This window comes from Chryseobacterium sp. 22458, assembly GCF_052044975.1.
In the GTDB taxonomy this organism is placed as follows: domain Bacteria; phylum Bacteroidota; class Bacteroidia; order Flavobacteriales; family Weeksellaceae; genus Chryseobacterium.
Genome location: NZ_JBQEOA010000003.1, coordinates 299378 through 318330 on the forward strand (window position 1 = coordinate 299378; position 18953 = coordinate 318330).

18 protein-coding genes are annotated in these 18953 nt (G+C 37.3%); 8 read left to right on the forward strand and 10 right to left on the reverse strand.

From position 1 onward, the window contains the following. Window positions 1–43 precede the first annotated feature (43 nt). From ACTJJF_RS12275 to rsfS, 6 genes are all read right to left on the reverse strand, one after another. Entirely contained in the window at window positions 44–1036 is a 993-nt protein-coding gene (locus ACTJJF_RS12275) for a helix-turn-helix transcriptional regulator (protein WP_440699834.1), read from the reverse strand. A gap of 431 nt (window positions 1037–1467) precedes the next feature. After that, window positions 1468–2121: a phosphatidylserine decarboxylase family protein gene (locus ACTJJF_RS12280; protein ID WP_440699835.1), complete on the reverse strand. Its 654-nt coding sequence runs from the start codon at window positions 2119–2121 to the stop codon at window positions 1468–1470. Between the two features lie 4 nt (window positions 2122–2125). Next, window positions 2126–2998: a phosphatidate cytidylyltransferase gene (locus ACTJJF_RS12285; protein ID WP_440699836.1), complete on the reverse strand. Its 873-nt coding sequence runs from the start codon at window positions 2996–2998 to the stop codon at window positions 2126–2128. Between the two features lie 25 nt (window positions 2999–3023). Beyond that, a complete protein-coding gene (locus ACTJJF_RS12290) occupies window positions 3024–3605 on the reverse strand; it encodes an LUD domain-containing protein (protein ID WP_312297068.1) in 582 nt (193 codons plus the stop codon). 136 nt (window positions 3606–3741) lie between these two features. Then, a complete protein-coding gene (gene ftsH / locus ACTJJF_RS12295) occupies window positions 3742–5763 on the reverse strand; it encodes an ATP-dependent zinc metalloprotease FtsH (protein ID WP_440699837.1) in 2022 nt (673 codons plus the stop codon). Window positions 5764–5784: 21 nt separating this feature from the next. Further along, window positions 5785–6150 (reverse strand): ribosome silencing factor, encoded by a 366-nt coding sequence (rsfS, locus tag ACTJJF_RS12300; RefSeq protein ID WP_065400154.1) that lies wholly within the window; start codon window positions 6148–6150, stop codon window positions 5785–5787. Window positions 6151–6237: 87 nt separating this feature from the next. Between rsfS and ACTJJF_RS12305 the strand changes: the two genes are divergently transcribed. Then, window positions 6238–6954: a biotin--[acetyl-CoA-carboxylase] ligase gene (locus tag ACTJJF_RS12305; RefSeq protein ID WP_312297074.1), complete on the forward strand. Its 717-nt coding sequence runs from the start codon at window positions 6238–6240 to the stop codon at window positions 6952–6954. On the opposite strand, the gene ACTJJF_RS12310 is transcribed toward ACTJJF_RS12305, so the two are convergent. The 4 genes from ACTJJF_RS12310 to ACTJJF_RS12325 all read right to left on the reverse strand — a co-directional run bounded on the left by ACTJJF_RS12310 (window position 6948) and on the right by ACTJJF_RS12325 (window position 10350). Further along, window positions 6948–8060 carry an LptF/LptG family permease gene (locus ACTJJF_RS12310; RefSeq protein WP_312297076.1) on the reverse strand — a complete coding sequence of 371 codons (1113 nt, stop codon included), beginning with the start codon at window positions 8058–8060 and terminating at the stop codon, window positions 6948–6950. The two genes, ACTJJF_RS12305 and ACTJJF_RS12310, sit on opposite strands and share 7 nt — an antisense overlap. A 7-nt stretch (window positions 8061–8067) precedes the next feature. Next, a complete protein-coding gene (gene tgt, locus ACTJJF_RS12315; RefSeq protein WP_065400151.1) occupies window positions 8068–9198 on the reverse strand; it encodes a tRNA guanosine(34) transglycosylase Tgt in 1131 nt (376 codons plus the stop codon). A gap of 64 nt (window positions 9199–9262) precedes the next feature. Continuing rightward, window positions 9263–9631: a DUF4296 domain-containing protein gene (locus tag ACTJJF_RS12320; RefSeq protein ID WP_440699838.1), complete on the reverse strand. Its 369-nt coding sequence runs from the start codon at window positions 9629–9631 to the stop codon at window positions 9263–9265. 2 nt (window positions 9632–9633) lie between these two features. Further along, entirely contained in the window at window positions 9634–10350 is a 717-nt protein-coding gene (locus ACTJJF_RS12325) for a polyprenol monophosphomannose synthase (protein ID WP_430808397.1), read from the reverse strand. Window positions 10351–10585: 235 nt separating this feature from the next. On the opposite strand from ACTJJF_RS12325, the gene ACTJJF_RS12330 reads away from it, so the two are divergent. The 7 genes from ACTJJF_RS12330 (at window position 10586) to ACTJJF_RS12360 (ending at window position 18953) form a co-directional block, all read left to right on the forward strand. Beyond that, the gene (locus tag ACTJJF_RS12330) at window positions 10586–11254 is read left to right on the forward strand and encodes a DUF4271 domain-containing protein (protein WP_312297083.1); all 669 of its coding nucleotides are present in this window, start codon (window positions 10586–10588) and stop codon (window positions 11252–11254) included. Between the two features lie 12 nt (window positions 11255–11266). Further along, a complete protein-coding gene (locus tag ACTJJF_RS12335) occupies window positions 11267–12007 on the forward strand; it encodes a uroporphyrinogen-III synthase (protein ID WP_312297694.1) in 741 nt (246 codons plus the stop codon). 166 nt (window positions 12008–12173) lie between these two features. Then, window positions 12174–14111 (forward strand): T9SS type A sorting domain-containing protein, encoded by a 1938-nt coding sequence (locus tag ACTJJF_RS12340; RefSeq protein ID WP_440699839.1) that lies wholly within the window; start codon window positions 12174–12176, stop codon window positions 14109–14111. Window positions 14112–14238: 127 nt separating this feature from the next. Next, window positions 14239–16278, forward strand: a complete 2040-nt coding sequence (locus tag ACTJJF_RS12345; protein WP_312297087.1) for a S9 family peptidase — start codon at window positions 14239–14241, stop codon at window positions 16276–16278. Between the two features lie 64 nt (window positions 16279–16342). Further along, the gene (locus tag ACTJJF_RS12350; RefSeq protein ID WP_312297089.1) at window positions 16343–16681 is read left to right on the forward strand and encodes a hypothetical protein; all 339 of its coding nucleotides are present in this window, start codon (window positions 16343–16345) and stop codon (window positions 16679–16681) included. A 546-nt stretch (window positions 16682–17227) separates the two neighbouring features. Continuing rightward, the gene (locus tag ACTJJF_RS12355) at window positions 17228–18112 is read left to right on the forward strand and encodes a hypothetical protein (RefSeq protein ID WP_312297091.1); all 885 of its coding nucleotides are present in this window, start codon (window positions 17228–17230) and stop codon (window positions 18110–18112) included. Window position 18113: 1 nt separating this feature from the next. Beyond that, the gene (locus ACTJJF_RS12360) at window positions 18114–18953 is read left to right on the forward strand and encodes a hypothetical protein (RefSeq protein WP_312297093.1); all 840 of its coding nucleotides are present in this window, start codon (window positions 18114–18116) and stop codon (window positions 18951–18953) included.

Below are 18953 nucleotides of genomic sequence, written 5' to 3' on the forward strand. Positions count from 1 at the left end.
ACTCAAAACTACGCATGAGTATTAAAACTTAAAATCATCATGTTTAAATCTTAATAAGAAAGCTATTGATATTTATTTCAGAAGAAATATTTAGTTTCTTGCGAATCCTATATTTCTTACTTTCTACAGCACGTATACTGTTGTTGGTACATTGCGCTATTTTTTTGGTATCAAAATCAAGCTTCATCAAGGCACAGAAGAATAGCTCTGAATGAATAAGATTAGGGTTTATTTTTAAGATTTCCGGAATGAAGTGTGGAAAAAAAAGTTGAAATTTTTCAAAAAAAACAGGAGAATTATTTTCTGCCAGATTCAAAATCTCTTCAATATTCTCTTCAGAAAGGTTATTGATAAGCATTTGGTGTTTCATTAATTCCGCATTGGTCTTTATTAAGTCCTTGATTGTGGAATCTTTTATTTCCTTTTCATGAATCAATCCATGAATCAGCTTATCTTTTTGAGCAACAAAGATAATGTCCATCAGAAAAGAAGCGATAGAGAATAAAATATTCAGCACTCGTATGACTTTAAAATCGTCTTTCTGTAAAAACGGGCTCTTTGGTAAAAGATCTAAGTTAAAGTACTGGCAGGCAATAAAATTAATGCTGATAATAAAAACAATAAAGAGTATTGAAAAGAAGTCGTTCTTATAATTCAGGAAGAATGGTACGGCAAACAAAAGACAGAAATAAAAATATTCTACTCCTGCATTTTGATACGTATAGATATTAAAAAAACTCACGATAAAGGTAAGCAGAACAAATATCGAAATAATCGTTGGTTTGAGAATTTCTCTGAATCGTTTTGTTTTGCCTTTTATGGACATTAAAAATAACCAGAAGAAAGTAATCACTATAAGAAATACTGAAGACAGCATATCTCCAAAGAAAATAATAATAAAAATGGAATAAAACAGGAATATAATCAATAATAAAAGTAAATACCTGTTGATGAGGTCCTGATAGCTACGGTCATAATCATCATCTACTATCTCTTCCTCATTATTGACGAGTTTATAGAAAAATTTATAAATCATTTTGTTGTTTTTTTATGTGTTTTTATACAAAAAACCCAAGTTGGGATTCGTACACTGAATATATAAATTTTTCAATATTAACAGCTTTTCATCAGGATAAAAACCCACAAGAAAAGATATCTGTATGCCATTTTATGCGTTAAAAATTATGATTTGTGTTTTGCCGTTACAATACTACCCTTAACATCAGATCATTAATCAAAATGATTAGTGATAAAAATCAACATAAAAACCTACAATACTTTCATGAAATCATCATAGGCTTATTGTTTCTTCAGGCTGCAAATTTATCGATCCAGACAAAACAAACTTAATCTGAAACTACTCAATATTACGCATGCGTAATTAAACTCAGAGAATTTATTACTCATTGTTTAATAAAAAAGAGAGCCCTCTGACTCTCTTTTTATTTTATCATTAAAATTTTAATTTTAATCCTTCAATTTAGCGATAACATCTAAACCTCCTTTAGTAATATCTCCGATCTTACAGACAATTTCAGTATCCAACGGCAGAAACACATCCATTCTCGATCCGAATTTGATAAATCCGAACTCATGTCCGGCTTTTGCCTGATCTCCTTCATTACAGTAGAATACGATTCTTCTTGCCACATATCCTGCAATCTGTCTGAAAACAACTTTATGATTGGTGAAAGTTTCCACCACTACCGTTGTTCTTTCATTTTCTGTAGAGGACTTTTCATGCCACGCTACAAGATATTTACCTGGGTGGTATTTTTTATAGATCACTTTTCCTGAAACCGGATATCTGCAGATATGCACATTCAGCGGAGACATGAAGATAGAAACCTGGATCGCCTTTCCTTTCAGGAACTCTCCTTCTTCCACTTCTTTGATCATTACCACCTTTCCGTCAACCGGAGCGATCACATTTTCTTTGTGATCAAGAATAGTACGGTCCGGAACTCTGAAAAACCAGAATATAAGACAATAAACAACCAATAAAGGCATAATGATCATTAAGGACCATATTTTAAGGAAATAGATCGCTAACGCACCCAATATGATAAAAAGAATGGTTGCTACGGTAATTGTTCCTTTTGATTCTCTATGTAATTTCATGAGACTAAATAAATTTTTCTAAAATAAAGTACAAATATACGACAGGAACACAGATAATAAAACTATCCAGCCTATCTAAAACTCCTCCGTGTCCCGGAATGATGTTTCCACTGTCTTTCACACCGAAATTTCTTTTCAGCTGACTCTCTACAAGATCTCCCAGCGGAGCAAAAGCCGCAACAAGGAATCCTACAAACATCCAGTTCCCTCTCAACTCGGGCTGATAATGCTCTATAAAGTAAGATAAAACCAACGTAAGAACAACTCCTCCTATATATCCTTCCCAGGTTTTTTTAGGGGAAATTTTAGGAGCCATCTTATGCTTCCCAAAGAATTTACCTACCAGATAGGCAAAAGTATCACTACTCCATATCAGGATAAACAGGAAAAGAACTTCCAGAGAAAAGGTATCGTTATAGCTTGAAAATTTAGGCAGACCTAAAGCAAAGCTGAATGGTAATGCTACATAAATAACCGTAAAGATCAGTTTTCCGCTGTCAAAATACAGTTCATTCGGGTATTTGAATAAAGTAACCACGGCAATACCGATAAGGGCTAAAGCAAGAATCTCACTCAGCCTTAAATCAAAAAAGAAATCATGATTAAAATACCTTTTGGAAAAAATATAAAATATAAAAATGACAAGTGGATAGACTACCCATTTCTCATATCCTTTTCCGAACTTCATAATTTTTACGCACTCCCAGGTTCCTACTACCAGTAGCAGACTCATTAATGCATGGTAAAGATACTGCTGTTTGATAAGGCCCGGTGCAATGCTGTTGATCAGTTGTGCGCCCAACGGCGTTGAACAAAGAATGATGATAGCTACATAGACTATCCCTGAAATGGTTCTTTGAATGAGGTTTTTGTCCAAAATTTAAAATTTAGAAGTGGGTGCTTTAATCTTCAAGCAGCAATAAAAACAGTTTTGTATTGGCGTTGGAAGAACTGTCCATTTTAGACTGGCTTCCACTGATAGAAGTAAGGTTCTTTATATTTCCGTTTCTTTTTATTTTCCCCATGGCATCATTCAGATTGTTTACAATCTGAGAAACATTGGCAATGATGATAATTCTATCCGGTAGCCTTGAAGAATGATAATGGAGAATATTGTTGTGTGAAAGCATGATCCTGCCATCATAGGCAATCAGATATTCACAGGTGATAAATGCTGCATCATTAGACGGCTGTAATTCTGAGGTATAAGGGCTCTTCACAACATTTAAAAAGTTCTGAAGTTCTTTATCCCAGCAGAAAAGATTGCCGATCCCTTCTATTTTGATAATTTGATTTAAAGTTTGTAGAGCTTCCGCTTCATCTGCACAATAATTAAAAAATCCTCCTGAATGCGTAAATAATTGCGCAAACTTATAGTCAAGATCCGCATTTTTCAGCGAATCCCCAAGCTTCTCCAGGCTCTGTTTTTCCTCTTCCTCAGGCTGGTTGGTAAGTTTGCTTACAATCCTCTTGAATAAATTCAACTTAATCTATTTTTAGTCAACTTTATACAAAAATAGAAAATAAATTACAATCGTGTCTAAAATATCTCCTTAAATATGAAAAAACCTGACAGTTTTGAAACTGTCAGGCTGTATTTATTCTCTTTTTTGAAGAATTTTAAAGCTGTGTAGGGCTTTCAGGCGCCTGTATTTCGCTATCTTCTTCTTTATCTCTGATCTGAGGAGTTTCCAATACTTCCGGCTGATCTTTTTCAGGAATTGTATTGGTAACCGGCTTTTCTGTCAATTCAGGATCCCAGGCTCTCTTTCCGAAAATGTCTTCTAAGTCTTCACGGAAGATCACTTCTTTTTCTAGAAGCTTATTCGCCAGAGCATCCAGTTTATCTTTGTTTTCTGCAAGAATTCTTAGTGCTCTTTCATACTGATTTTCGATGATCGATTTGATCTCTGCATCAATTTTCGTGGCAGTTTCTTCAGAATAAGGTTTTCCGAAAGAATATTCAGACTGGCCTGAGCTGTCATAGTAAGAAATATTACCAATATTCGGACTCAATCCGTAGATGGTCACCATTGCCTGCGCTCTCTTCGTTACCGTTTCCAGGTCAGAAAGTGCTCCTGTGGAAATATTGTTGAAGATCACCTGCTCAGCAGCTCTACCTCCCAATGTTGCACACATTTCATCCAGCATCTGCTCAGTAGTCGTAAGCTGTCTTTCTTCAGGAAGATACCACGCTGCGCCAAGTGAACGTCCTCTTGGAACGATTGTTACCTTTAAAAGCGGAGATGCATGCTCTACCAGCCATGAAATTGTTGCGTGACCAGCTTCGTGATATGCTACTCTTCTTTTTTCAGAAGGTTTGATTGCTTTATTTTTCTTCTCAAGACCTCCGATGATTCTGTCTACCGCATCAAGGAAATCCTGTTTGGTTACTGAAGTATGGTTATTTCTTGCTGCGATAAGTGCTGCCTCGTTACACACGTTGGCAATATCAGCTCCACTGAAACCAGGGGTTTGCTTAGCAAGGAATTCTCTGTCTACATTATCATCAAGCTTGATTTTCTTCAAATGAACATCAAAGATCTGTCTTCTTTCGTGAAGTTCCGGAAGGTCTACATAAATAGAACGGTCAAAACGTCCTGCTCTCATCAAAGCTTTATCAAGAATATCTGCTCTGTTGGTTGCAGCCATTACAATTACATTCGTATCTGTACCGAAACCATCCATCTCTGTAAGAAGCTGGTTCAATGTATTTTCTCTTTCGTCGTTTCCTCCAGAGAAATTATTCTTCCCTCTGGCACGTCCGATGGCATCAATCTCATCAATAAAGATGATCGCAGGAGATTTTGCTTTTGCCTGGGCAAAAAGGTCTCTTACTCTTGAAGCTCCTACTCCAACGAACATTTCTACGAAATCAGAACCTGAAAGTGAGAAGAAAGGAACTTTAGCTTCTCCTGCAACCGCTTTTGCCAATAAGGTTTTACCGGTTCCCGGAGGCCCTACCAATAGTACTCCCTTAGGAATCTTACCTCCCAGTTTCGTATATTTTTCAGAGTTTTTCAAGAAATCAACAACTTCCTGAACCTCCTCTTTGGCACCTTCCAATCCTGCAACATCTTTGAATGTTACCTGAATTCTTTCTTTTTCATCAAAAAGTTTGGCCTTGGATTTTCCGATAGAGAAGATTTGTCCGCCGGGACCTCCGCCACCACCCATCTTTCTGAAAAGAAGGAAGTAGAATAATCCTAAAATAGCGATCCAGATCAACGCAGATATCAGAATATCAGTGAAAGGGCTTTTACCTGTTCCGTAATCTTTAGCAGTTTTAATCGCCGGATTGGTAGCTTTTACCTGGTCAAATTTCTGAAGGAAAAGCTGAAGATCTCCGTATTTCACAGTAAAGTCTGCTTTAGGAGCCATATCCAGGGCTGAAAGAGGGTTATTATCTTTTGCGGTTTTGCTTACCATTGCTGCTTTTGCTTCTTTGGTAAGAAAAACATCCGCTTTCTCTATGTCTTTGTATATAATTATATTCTGGACTTTCCCCGCCTGCATTTCTCTAAAGAAACCATCTTCATCAATAGATTTTGCAGTATCTCCTCCTAAAAAATTGGAGCCAAAAAATAGCAAAAGAGCTATGATTACAATAGGAAAGAACCAGTTGAATCCTTTATTATTCATTTATACTTTTTAAAATTTTTATTATTCATTTTCAATTCTGGTAATGACTGCGTCACCCCAAAGTTCTTCTATATCGTAATACTCACGTACATCTTTCTGAAATATATGAACTACTACTGAAACATAGTCTACCAATACCCACATTGCATTTTCTGTTCCTTCAACGTGCCAAGGTCTGTCTTTCAGGTCATTTCTTACTTTCTTCTCTACACTTCCTGCCAATGCAGCCACCTGTGTATTTGAGTTTCCGCTACATATTACGAACGTTTCCGCTACTGAGTTTTCAATGTTTGAAAGATCGAAGATCATAATGTCTTCTCCTTTTACATCCTGAAGTGCTTCAACGATTTTATCTATTAATGCTTGTTTTTCTGCTGTTTTATTCATTAAAAAAATACTATAATCTGCAAATTTATTGTTTTTTCTTTACTTTAACCTTACTTTTACCCCCTTAATGTCTTAAAGTTTTCTTAAATGAGCCAACTCTTCTATCTAAAAGAATGTTCTTCTACTAATGACGAAATATCCAAGTTTTTACTTTACGAAAATTCAGATTTTATAGGATTGCATACTTTTAATCAAACTAAGGGCCGCGGTCAGTATGGAAATGTATGGACTCAGACTGCCGGAAAAAACCTGGCTTACACGCTGGCAGTGAATACCCAAAACATCCTGTGCTCCGACTTTATATTCAATTATTATACCGCAATTCTTGTCAGGGATTTCCTTGCCAATTTGGCTGATTCAGAGGTAAAGATCAAATGGCCGAATGATATTATTCTTAAAGGTAAAAAAATCGTCGGAATTTTAATAGAAAAGAAAAAAATTAATCAAAATAATTATTTTATCATCGGAACAGGAATCAATATCCTTCAGGAAAAATTTGATGCAATAACGAATGCAGGCTCGCTTTTAACGCAGACCGGAAAGCAGTTTGATATTGAAGATCTTAGTCTGGCATTCCATGATTTTTTATCAGAACAACTTAAAAATATTCCTTCTGACCAGGAAATCCTGGACAGATTCAATGAACATCTTTTCAGAAAAGATCAGATCTCAGTTTTTGAAATTGAGAAAGAGCGACAAAATGGCATCATTAGACATGCAGACCCGGCAGGTGAACTCTGGATAGAACTGGAAAAAGACGGGATGCGTAATTTTTATCACAAAGAAGTAAAACTGCTTTACTGATTGGCTCTTTTGATATAAAGATAAAGGGTCAACGGCAGGAATACCAGGTTAGGCAGCCACATTGCCAGCGCCGGAGACAGACTTTTATTCTCTGAAACCACTTTTAAAGCCTCAAATGAAAAGACGAAAATAAAGGCCATTGAAATCCCTATCGCCAGGTTGATTCCCAATCCTCCCCTTTTCTTCTGGGAAGACAGAGAAAGTGCCAGGAAAGTAAGAATGATAATGGAAACAGGCATTGAAGTTCTCTGATGAAGTTCATTCAGGTAAGAATTCAGGTTACTGTTCCCTCTTTCTTTTTCTCTTTCTATGAATTTTAAGAGTTCCGGTGTTGTTTTATTCTGTCCTAAAAGCTCGTTAGGGAAAAGTTCTTCCGGCGAATGGCCATAGTTTTTCCTTAGCTCGATTCCGTTATTAAGTTTTTCAGAATTGTCTTTATTGATCGTTTTTTCGAAATAATTATTTAAAACAAACTGTTTTTTTTCTTTATCCCAATATACGTCACTCGCTTTCAGCTCATAAACCATCTTATGCTCTTTATCAAACTTCTGATACACAAAGCTGGAGCCTCTTTTTTCTCTTTTATTCCAGGAGTCTACGAAGATGTATTCCGTTTTGCTCAGCTGTGAAGATGCCGGGGCAGTTCCCAGGATCTTTTCTTTATTGGCAGCATTGTAGGTATAAGCTTCGAGTTCATTTTTCTTGATATTGGCCCATGGAAGCACCATATGATACACCATAAGGGAGATCAGGGCGATCAGGATCGAGGTATACAGATAAGGTTTGGAAAACCTGTGAAAGCTTGCTCCACTACTGATAATGGCTACGATTTCGGTATTGTTTGCCATACGTGATGTAAAGTAGATCACCGAAATAAACACGAGTATGGAAAGGAACGTCACCACAAGATTAATGATCCAGAAAGGATAAAAATGAATCAGGAAGTACACCAGATCCAGTTTAGGATCAATTGCCTTCGCATTTTCTATCCTTGGTATCTTTTGCTGAACATCAATAACAAGCACCACTATAGACAAGAGTACCAGCATGAAACTGAAAGTTCCAAGGTACTTTTTAATGATATATCTGTCTACAATTTTAAGCATAATTCTTTTACAGCCTTTGTCTTAGAACCGGTACTACAGAATTTTTCCATTCATAGAAATCCCCTGCAAGGATGTGTTCTCTGGCCACTTTTACCAGATCAAGGTAGAATGCCAGGTTATGAATTGAAGCAATCTGCTTTGCCAGATATTCTTTTGATACGAACAGGTGACGAAGATACGCTTTTGAATATTCACGGTCTACAAAACTGGTTCCGAATTCATCCAAAGGCGAGAAGTCACGCTTCCATTTTTCATTTTTAAGGTTCATTACCCCCTGCCATGTGAAAAGCATAGCGTTTCTGGCATTTCTTGTTGGCATTACACAATCCATCATATCAATTCCCAATCCGATAGATTCAAGAATATTCCATGGAGTACCTACTCCCATCAGGTATCTTGGTTTTTCTTTCGGAAGGATATCAGTCACTTCGTCAGTGATTCTGTACATTTCTTCTTCAGGTTCTCCAACGGAAAGTCCTCCGATGGCATTTCCCTCAGCGCCTGCTTCAGAAATAACTTCAGCAGAGATTTTTCTTAAATCTGAATAGGTAGATCCCTGAACGATCGGGAAAAGTCTTTGCTTGTGACCGTATAATTCAGGATTATCATTCGTCCAGTCAATACATCTTTTCAGCCAGCGGTGGGTAAGCTCCATAGATGATTTTGCCTGGTTGTAGTCACATGGATAAGGAGTACATTCATCAAAAGCCATAAAAATGTCTGCTCCGATCTGTCTCTGGATCTCCATTGATCTTTCCGGAGAAAACATATGATAGCTTCCGTCAATATGAGATTTGAATCTGGCTCCTTCTTCAGTCATTTTTCTGTTGCTTGCCAGAGAAAACACCTGAAAACCTCCTGAATCGGTAAGAATAGGAAGATCCCAGTTCATGAATTTGTGTAGTCCGCCTGCGTCCTGCATGGTTTCCATACCGGGACGAAGGTAAAGGTGATAGGTATTTCCCAGAATAATCTGGGCTTTAATGTCTTCTTTTAATTCTCTCTGATGCACTGTTTTCACACTTGCAACAGTTCCCACAGGCATAAAAATGGGAGTCTGAATTTTCCCGTGGTCTGTGGTAATTTCCCCTGCTCTTGCTTTTCCTTCAGAGGTTTTTTCTATATTAAAAAATTTCATCTGTATACTTTATTTATTCACTGTATCACCAGTGATCTTTTCCGGAACGGAATTTAGCTTATGTCTATCTCACCATAGTTGGTGAAGCTCCGTTCTGCTTGATTTTATCTTTTACGTACTTATCTGCTTTGGGATCTTTTTTCAGCAATATTTCCTGTGCATCATTGGCAATCCCATCCATTTCCTCTTTTATCACATAATATTTGAAGCTTTCGGTAAAGTCTTCAGGTTTTACATTGTGAGATTTGAGAACAAATCTTGTGCCCGCCTCCAGATTTTTATCCTGATACATAAAAACAGCCTGGTCATTGATCGCAAGATCGGCAATAATCTCAGCCATCGTATCTTTTGCAACAAGGTTTTTAGGCTTATCAATATAATCGCTGCACGAAAACAGTCCCAGTAAAACGAAAATGAAGATCAGTTTTTTCATAATCATAATCTGTTGATGATGGATTTCCATTTTAAATTTAAAACACCAAACACTGCTTCATGAATAATCCCTCCATTCATTTTGCTTTCCCCTAATATTCTGTTGGTAAATATAATAGGTACTTCTACCACTCTGAAGCCTTTTTTATAGGCCCTGAATTTCATTTCTATCTGGAATCCGTAGCCTTTCAGTTTTACATTATCCAAACCGATCTCTTCCAGTACTTTTCTTGAAAAGCAGACAAATCCTGCGGTAGTATCGTGAATAGGAAGTCCCAAAACGAATCTTACGTATTTGGAAGCAAAATAAGACAGCAATACTCTACCCATTGGCCAGTTGACCACATTTACTCCTTTTGAATATCTTGAACCGATTGCCATATCAGCATTCAGGCAGGCTTCAAAAAGTTTGGGTAAATCATTCGGGTTATGGGAAAAATCGGCATCCATTTCAAAAATGTAATCGTATTTATTTTCGATCGCCCATTTGAATCCATGAATATAGGCTTTTCCTAAACCATCTTTGGTATGTCTTACTGACAGATGCAGATAATGCGGATATTTCTTCTGCAACTCCTTTACGAGCCCTGCGGTACCATCCGGAGAAGAATCATCCACTACCAGGATGTGAAAGTCATCTTCCAATGCAAAAACCGCGGAAATAATATTTTCAATATTTTCCTTTTCGTTATAGGTCGGGATGATGACGAGTTTTTTCATTTCAGTTTGCAAAGATAGTTTATTTAACCTTTTTATTTTATACAAAATAATCTATAATTTTGCAAAAATATTTTTCAGGGATTAAGTGAATGATGCAGAAACTTTTATCAAAGAAGCAGGATCATTTGCAAAATCACTGAAAAAGTATATTAAAGTATAATTTTCACGGATCAGCCCATAAAAACTAGGCCGGTTTGTGGTTTTTGAAGCTGAATAAGAAATAAAAAATAAAATTTTGCCGTCATTACCAAACTACATCAATCATGTAAGAATACCTGAGAACAATGACTGGGTAATCTTTATACTCGTAGGCTGTATATTTTTATATGTTTTTATGATGAACATTATAGAAAGGGATGCCAGTCTGAAAGATTTTCTGCTTCAGAAATATTTTGATGCGAGCAACAACCTTCCAAGCTGGATCATCACCTCCTGTGTGACAACACTTACTTTATCTGTCCTGATCTCACAATACATTCCTGTGGTCCCTAAATATATTGCAGATCTGCAGCTTTTCGGGTATCAGCTGAATAAATTCGGGTATACTTTGCTGGCGGTGCTGTTTTTTTATTTAACAAGATCTACATTAGGATTTTTATTTTATCAAAGTATAGGGGATGGAAAAAAATGGTCTATTTTTTATTTCACCTCCACCAAATTTTATTTTATCCTGTCTTTTTTACTGATAATTTTGTGTGTAACCCATTATTACTTCCCTATAGACAGAAATAAAATGTTTTTGTATTACTTCTGCTTCTTTGCTTTTGTGTTCATTTTCAAAGTATTTTTCTATTTATTTCACAAGAACAAGATTCTTCCGGAGAAATGGTATTATAAATTTTTGTATATTTGCACCCTCCAAATCGCACCATTATTATTGCTTTGGAAGCTGTTATTTTTTTAATAAATGTCAATGATGAGAATAAAGTCTATATTGGTTTCTCAACCAGCGCCTAGTGAGTCTTCTCCATATCTGGATATAGCGAAGAAGGAAAAAATAAAGATTGATTTCCGTCCATTTATCCACGTCGAAGGGGTTGACAATAAAGAGCTCAGAACGCAGAAGATAGATCTGACGCAGTATACCGGTATTATTTTTACCAGTAAGAATGCGATTGACCATTACTTCAGACTTGCAGAGGAACTGCGTTTTTCAGTTCCGGATACAATGAGATACATCTGCCAGTCGGAAGCAATTGCCAACTATCTTCAAAAGCATATTGTTTACAGAAAAAGAAAAATCAGCTTTGGGGAGAAAAACTTCTCAGACCTGCTTCCTCTTTTCAAAAAATTCCCAGCTGAAAAATATCTGCTGCCATCATCAGATGTTTTAAGTCCGGATATTGTAAAAACTTTAGATGCGGCGAATGTAGAATGGACAAGAGCAATCATGTACCGTACGGTATGCAGTGATCTTACTGATATCAATATTAAAGATTATGATATGCTGATTTTCTTCAGCCCGCAAGGAATCAAATCCCTGCAGCAGAACTTCCCGGATTTCAAGCAGGACGAAACAAAGATCGGCGTTTTCGGAAACACCACTCTGGCAGCTGCCGAAGAAGCAGGATTAAAAGTAGATTTAATGGCCCCTACGAAGGAAACCCCTTCTATGACAATGGCTCTTGAAAAATATATTAAGGCTCTTCATAAATAGTCTTTAATTTCAATATTAAAATTCAACCATCTTTTCAATTGAAAAGGTGGTTTTTTTATATCAGAATGGTTTAAATAATCTTTTAAAAACTAAAAATCAAACAGTTGTAAATTACAATTTTATCCCGCAGAAGAGATTTTTTATTATATTTAGAAAATTTTTAACCATGAAAAAACTACTATCCTGTTTATTTTTTTTAACAGTGGCATTGATCAATGCACAAAACGATGACTGTACAGGAGCAACCTCCCTGTCTGTAGGAACAGATTTTGCATCGGGAGTCATCACCGCAACCAATGTAGGTGCAACTACCGGAGGTTCTACCCCTTCCTGTGACCAGAATGCCACAGACAATGTATGGTTTACAGCTGTAGTGCCACAAAGCGGGAATCTTACAATCAAACTGAAAGAGATTACCGGATCAGCATTTGATGATCCTATCATTACCGTATACAGCGGAACCTGTGCTTCTTTAAATGAAATCAAATGTAATGATTATGGTTTTACACCCACAGTCTTGACCGGACTGACTCCGGGTGAAACTCTTTACCTAAGTGTATGGAAATATGATTCATTAACAGGTTCGGGAGAGTTTCAGATTTCAGCTTATGACCCCATCCCACCCGCCAATGATGAGTGCTCAGGGGCAATTTCTTTAACGGTAGGAACGGATTTTAATTCAGGAGCTATTACCACTAATAATGACAGTGCTACAACGGGCAGCTCTACTCCTTCCTGCGATCCTGAAGCCATAGATAATGTATGGTTCAAAGCCGTGATTCCACAAAGCGGAAACTTAACCATTAAACTGAAAGAAATTTCCGGATCTGCATTTTACAGTCCTGTGGTAAGTGTGTATAGTGGAACCTGTACTTCTTTAAATGAAATCACCTGCAATGATTACGGTTTTTCACCAACAGTCCTTACCGGACAGACTCCGGGTGAAACCGTTTACATCAGTGTATGGAAATATGATTCGTATTCCGATAGCGGAGAATTCCAGATTGCTGCTTATGATCCTATCCCGCCGGCCCATGATGAATGTTCAGGAGCAATTGCCTTAACCGTAGGAACGGATTTTAATTCTGGTGCCATTACAACCAGTAATGATGAAGCTACCAGCGATAATTCTACCCCTTCGTGCGATCCTGAGGCCATAGATAATGTATGGTTCAAAGCAGTGGTTCCACAAAGCGGAAATTTAACTATTAAACTGAAAGAAGTTTTCGGATCCTCATTTTACGATGCCGCAGTTGCCGTTTACAGCGGTACCTGCAATTCTTTAACTGAAGTTACCTGCAATGATTACGGTTTTTCATCAACAGCATTAACCGGACTGACTCCGGGTGAAACTCTTTACATCAGTGTATGGAAATATGATTCATATGCCAGTTCAGGAGAATTCCAGATTTCAGCTTATGATCCTATCCCACCGGTAAATAATGAGTGCTCAGGAGCTACTCCTTTAACGGTTGGAGGAGATTTCAATTCCGGAGCTATTACATCCGGTAATGACGAAGCTACTACTGACAGTTCTGCACCTTCATGTAATTCAACTGCAATCAACAATGTATGGTTTACTGTAACTGTACCACCAAGCGGAAATCTTAAAATTGAAACCAAAAATGTTTCCGGATCAGAATTTAATGACAGTGTAATTACTGCATACAGCGGAACATGTGGTTCATTAGCTGAGCTTGCCTGTGACGAAGACAGCGGCCAGGGGTATTTCTCATTACTGTCTTTAACAGGGCAAACTCCAGGTGAAACTCTGTATGTAAGTGTATGGAAGTACAGTAGCTTTACAGACAGCGGTACATTCCGTATTTCTGCATATGATGAAAATTTACTTTCCACTCATGAAGTCACTGACAGCAAAAAGAAGATCATGGTATCTCCTAATCCTTTCAGCGAGCTACTTACAATCTCCGATATTTCTGACGTAAAAACTGTTTCTGTTACAGATACGACCGGAAGAATGATCAAAACGATTGAAAAACCTTCTTCTTCAATTGATCTGAGAGATTTAAAAGAAGGACTTTATTTTGTTACTTTAAAAATGAAAGACGGAAGTACAAAAACAATTAAAACCATAAAAAAATAACCCGTCATCCAATATTAGTAAAAAGGCTATCAAAAGTTTGATAGCCTTTCTTTATATTTGAACAAGAATTAACATTGAATGCAACGTCTCTGCAAAAAGCACATAAGACGTCAAAAATTAAATAGAGATGAAAGCTCCACAGGCAAAAAAAATAGAAAAAATATTAGAAACTCACGGCGACAGAAGAATTGACAATTACTTCTGGCTCAATGAAAGAGAAAATCCCGAAGTCGTCCAATATCTTGAGGAAGAAAATGCTTACGAAGAATTCATCATGAAAGATACAGAAGCTCTCCAGGAAGAACTTTTTGAAGAAATGAAGGCCCGTTATAAAAAAGATGACGAATCTCTGCCTTATATTTTTAATGACTACTGGTACATCGTAAGATATGAAGAGGGAAAAGAATATCCAATCTTCTGCAGAAAACATAAAAGTCTTGATAACCCGGAAGAGATCATTCTTGATGTGAATATTTTAGCTGAAGGTGAAAGCTTCTTTGAAGTAGGAAGTGTTGCGGTAAGCCCAAACAATGAACTCACCTCTTTTTCTTCTGATAATGTAGGACGGAGAATTTATACTTTAAATTTTAAAAATCTAAAGACCGGAGAAATATTGCCGGACACCATTCCGAATACTACAGGAAAAGCTGTGTGGGCCAATGATAACCAGCATATTTTCTACATCAGAAAAGATAAAAGCCTTCGTGCGTTCCAGGTATACAGACACCAATTAGGTACTGATTCTTCGGAAGATGTCCTGATCTTCCATGAAGAGGATGAAACATTTGATGTCAATGTTTTTAAAACAAAATCCTTAGAATACATTTTTATTGCCAGTTCAAGCACGATTTCCGATGAGCACCGTTTTATTCCTTCTGACAATGTTTTTGCAGACTGGACAGTAATACAGCCAAGAATAGATGATCTTGAATACTCCGTAGAACATTATGAAGATGAGTTTTACATCATTACCAATGCTGATGATGCTATCAATTTTAAGATTGTAAAAACAAAGATTGACAACTGCGGTATGGAAAACTGGGTGGATGTCATCCCTCACCGTACAGAAGTTCTACTGGAAGGTTTTGAGATTTTCAAAGACTATCTGGTCCTTGAAGAAAGAGAAAGAGGTTTACTTCAGATCAAAATTATTGATGAGAAAACCCAGGAATCCCACTACCTTCCTTTTTCTGATCCTACCTATACAGCTTATATAGGAATCAACCTTGAATTTGACACTGAAGTTTTGCGCTACGGCTATACTTCGCTTACACAGCCAAGTTCCACATACGAATACAATATGAAGGAAAAAACAACAATCCTTCTGAAGCAACAGGAAGTTTTAGGCGGAAAGTTCTTCCCTGAAAATTATATTTCCGAAAGAGTATGGGCCGATTCCAGAGATGGGGAAACAAAAATCCCGATTTCACTGGTCTATCATAAAGACACCAAAAAATCTGCTGATACACCGCTTCTTCTCTATGGATATGGAAGCTACGGCCATACGGTAGATGCCAGTTTTTCAAATGTAAGATTATCTATTCTTGACCGGGGGTTCATCTATGCCATTGCCCACATCCGGGGGGGAGAATATCTGGGAAGAGAATGGTATGAAGACGGAAAAATGCTGTTTAAGAAAAATACGTTCTTTGATTTTATCGATGCCGGAAAATATTTAATACAGGAAAATTATACTTCATCCCAACATATGTATGCTATGGGTGGAAGCGCAGGCGGCCTTCTTGTAGGCGCTGTTGTGAATTATGAGCCACAACTTTTCCACGGAATTGTAGCCCAGGTTCCATTTGTAGATGTAGTTACTACCATGCTGGATGACACCATTCCTTTAACGACCGGGGAATATGACGAATGGGGAAATCCAAATGATGAAGAATATTATCATTACATGAAAGAGTATTCTCCATATGATAATGTAGAAGCCAAAGACTACCCCCACATGCTAATCACTACAGGATTCCACGATTCTCAGGTACAGTACTGGGAGCCGGCCAAATGGACTGCAAAACTAAGGGAACTGAAAACAGATGACAATATTTTAGTTTTTAAAACAGATATGAGCTCCGGACACGGAGGGGCCAGCGGAAGATTTGAATCTCTGAAAGAAGATGCGCTGGAATATGCGTTTCTTTTAAAGATAAATGAATAAAGAAAAACGAAGTGACGAATTCAAACGTTCACAAAATCAATTATAAATATCACTTATCAATCATATGAACGAGTCCGAATATTGGAAAAAAATAGAACAGTTCTTTGAAGACAACTTCCAGACTGAAAAGAACCCTCCTATTGAAACGCTTTTATTTTTAATAGGATTACAGGAACTGGGAAGCGGCCAGCAGAAATATACGAAAGACGATAAAGTAAACCTGATTCATATTGCAGTTTGCAGACTGCTGGAGCCTTTTGGATATTACAAGTTTACCCATTATGAAGACGGATGGCCACAGTTTGAAAAATTGGAGGAACTTCCGGAATTAAGGCCTAATGAGCAGTCTTTGCTGATGAAAAAGGCAATTATTCAGTATTTTCAGGAGGAAGAACTGATTTAATTTTTAAATATCCCTGTTTGAAAATTTGACAATGAAATACTTGAAAAATTATCAAAAACCAAAATAAAAAAGAACATTTCTTTGATACAATAGAGATAAGCTCGGGTTTATCTCTATTTTTTTAAACACAAACTAATTGTTAATTAAAATTTTAATTAAAAAATCAAACTATGATTAAAATTTTAAATCAATTCATTCCCAAAGCATTATCAATTTATTCAATACAATACATACAATATTTTTCATTTTGATTGGCACATACCACATTAGATTTGTATTTTAGTCACACACAGACCACATTCTTTTGACCTGCTGCCAGAGTCAATTTCCCTCAGAATATTTTGGTCATTTTCTTACGGTTTATCGGATAGCGATAGACCCCGGACAAAACGACACAACAAATGATAAACCCGTTCATCTTACGAACCGGGAAGGATAAGAATTTGCATAAAACAGAACACAAAAACCAAAGCAGAAAAAACTATGTATTTCGAAAAAGAATATTCTTCTGGATAAACAGATTAAAATTTAAATAGAAATCAGACCATGAAAAAAATCAACACTTCATTGATGTTGCTCATTGTTAATTTGGCTTTTTCACAAGTAGGTATTTCGAAAAATCAGACCGTCGGAATCCACAGCAAAGCCGTTTTACAGATTGATGGAAAACACGAAGGAAAAAGTTACGGAATGATGCTTCCTGAAGTATCCTCACCGGAACATCTTCCATTGTACAATTCATCCGCAGACCCTGGAATGGCGGGATTGATAATGTATGAAAAGACACACGCCACCTTCTACTCCTACGACGGGTCACAATGGAATAATGCGCCTACAGCTGTCGATTTTAAGATGAAGCAGAGCAGGTTTTTGTCTAATGCAGGTGAGGAATCAAGCGTAACCTGCGTTCTTCTTGGATGCGGGAGGCATACAGGAATTGGCTTCAGTGCACCTGTAGATGGTTCACAATCTTACAATAATCTTAATATCTCAAGAGAAACAGCTGTAATCCCGGGAGGCGGACTTTACGGAGATCAAAATTATGATAATGCCAGGTTCGTAATCAATGAGCCGGGCGTTTATGATATCTACATGAATATTCCTTCAAAAACCGGCGGAGCCGTCTCATTGACCAGCGGACCACAGTATCAGCTAAGAGCCTATCTGAAACAGGCCAACGGAAGCTATAGTGAAGTAAAGCTTACCACGTTCTTCCCTGATTATTACGGCATCCTGGGAATTGGAGGGGATACCAATACTGCAGCATTTACGAGCACAAGGATTCGTCTGAACCCGGGAGATTATATTGTTCCAAGAATACACTCTCCTATTGCAACCGTATCCGTAGTTGTTGCTTTAACGGCTGCTTCTGATGCCAATATTGCCAAATACTATCCACGAGAAATAATGTTTACCAAAGTAAGTGATTAAGATGATAAAAAAAACAATCCTGCTCAGCCTTTTCATTTCAACAACAGCCGGAAGTCTGGGATATGCTCAAGTAAAAATCGGTAACAATCCTGAAACAGTGCATCCAAGAGCTGTTTTGCAGGTAGAACACAATACGAAGGGAATCATGCTTCCTGTAGTAGAAGATCATACAGAGCTTCCCAATTACAATGCTGCTCATCCGGATCTTTATGAGAACAAGCCGGAAGACAACGGGCTTATCTTTTACAGCAAAGAATTAAAGGATGTTGTGAAATATGATGGTTACCGATGGATTTCTGCTACAGAAAAAAGTATTAAGAATTATAAGAACCTGAGTATTCTGGGATCCAGTACGGCAGATCAGTCTGTAGCCAATGTATTGGGAATTACAGGACGCCCAACCCTTTTATTTAATGTTTTAAATGATATAGACCGAAATAATGTAAATAATTTAGGCGTCACAGTAAATGCTAATGGAGAGATTACCATTCCGGCAGACGGATTCTACAGAATCAATCCTTCTGTAAAAACAAGCAGCGCAGGAGGTCTTTCTGTAGGAAATGCCGCCACTATTATTTCACTACAGGCTCTTTACGCCAATGCCGCAGGAGACGGATGGCAAAAAATCCATGAAAATAGTTTCCTGTTATCCGGATTGCTTGTAACAGCCGGAAGTGCCAACTCTGTGAACAGTTTTTCCACAACCAAATATCTTCACGCTGGAGATCAGATCCGTTTACGGGGAGGAATTCAGGCCGATACCGGATTAAATGTCGGAACCGGAGTCAATTTTAAAATGAACGATAAGGATACCTTTTTATATATAGAAAAACTGAACTGA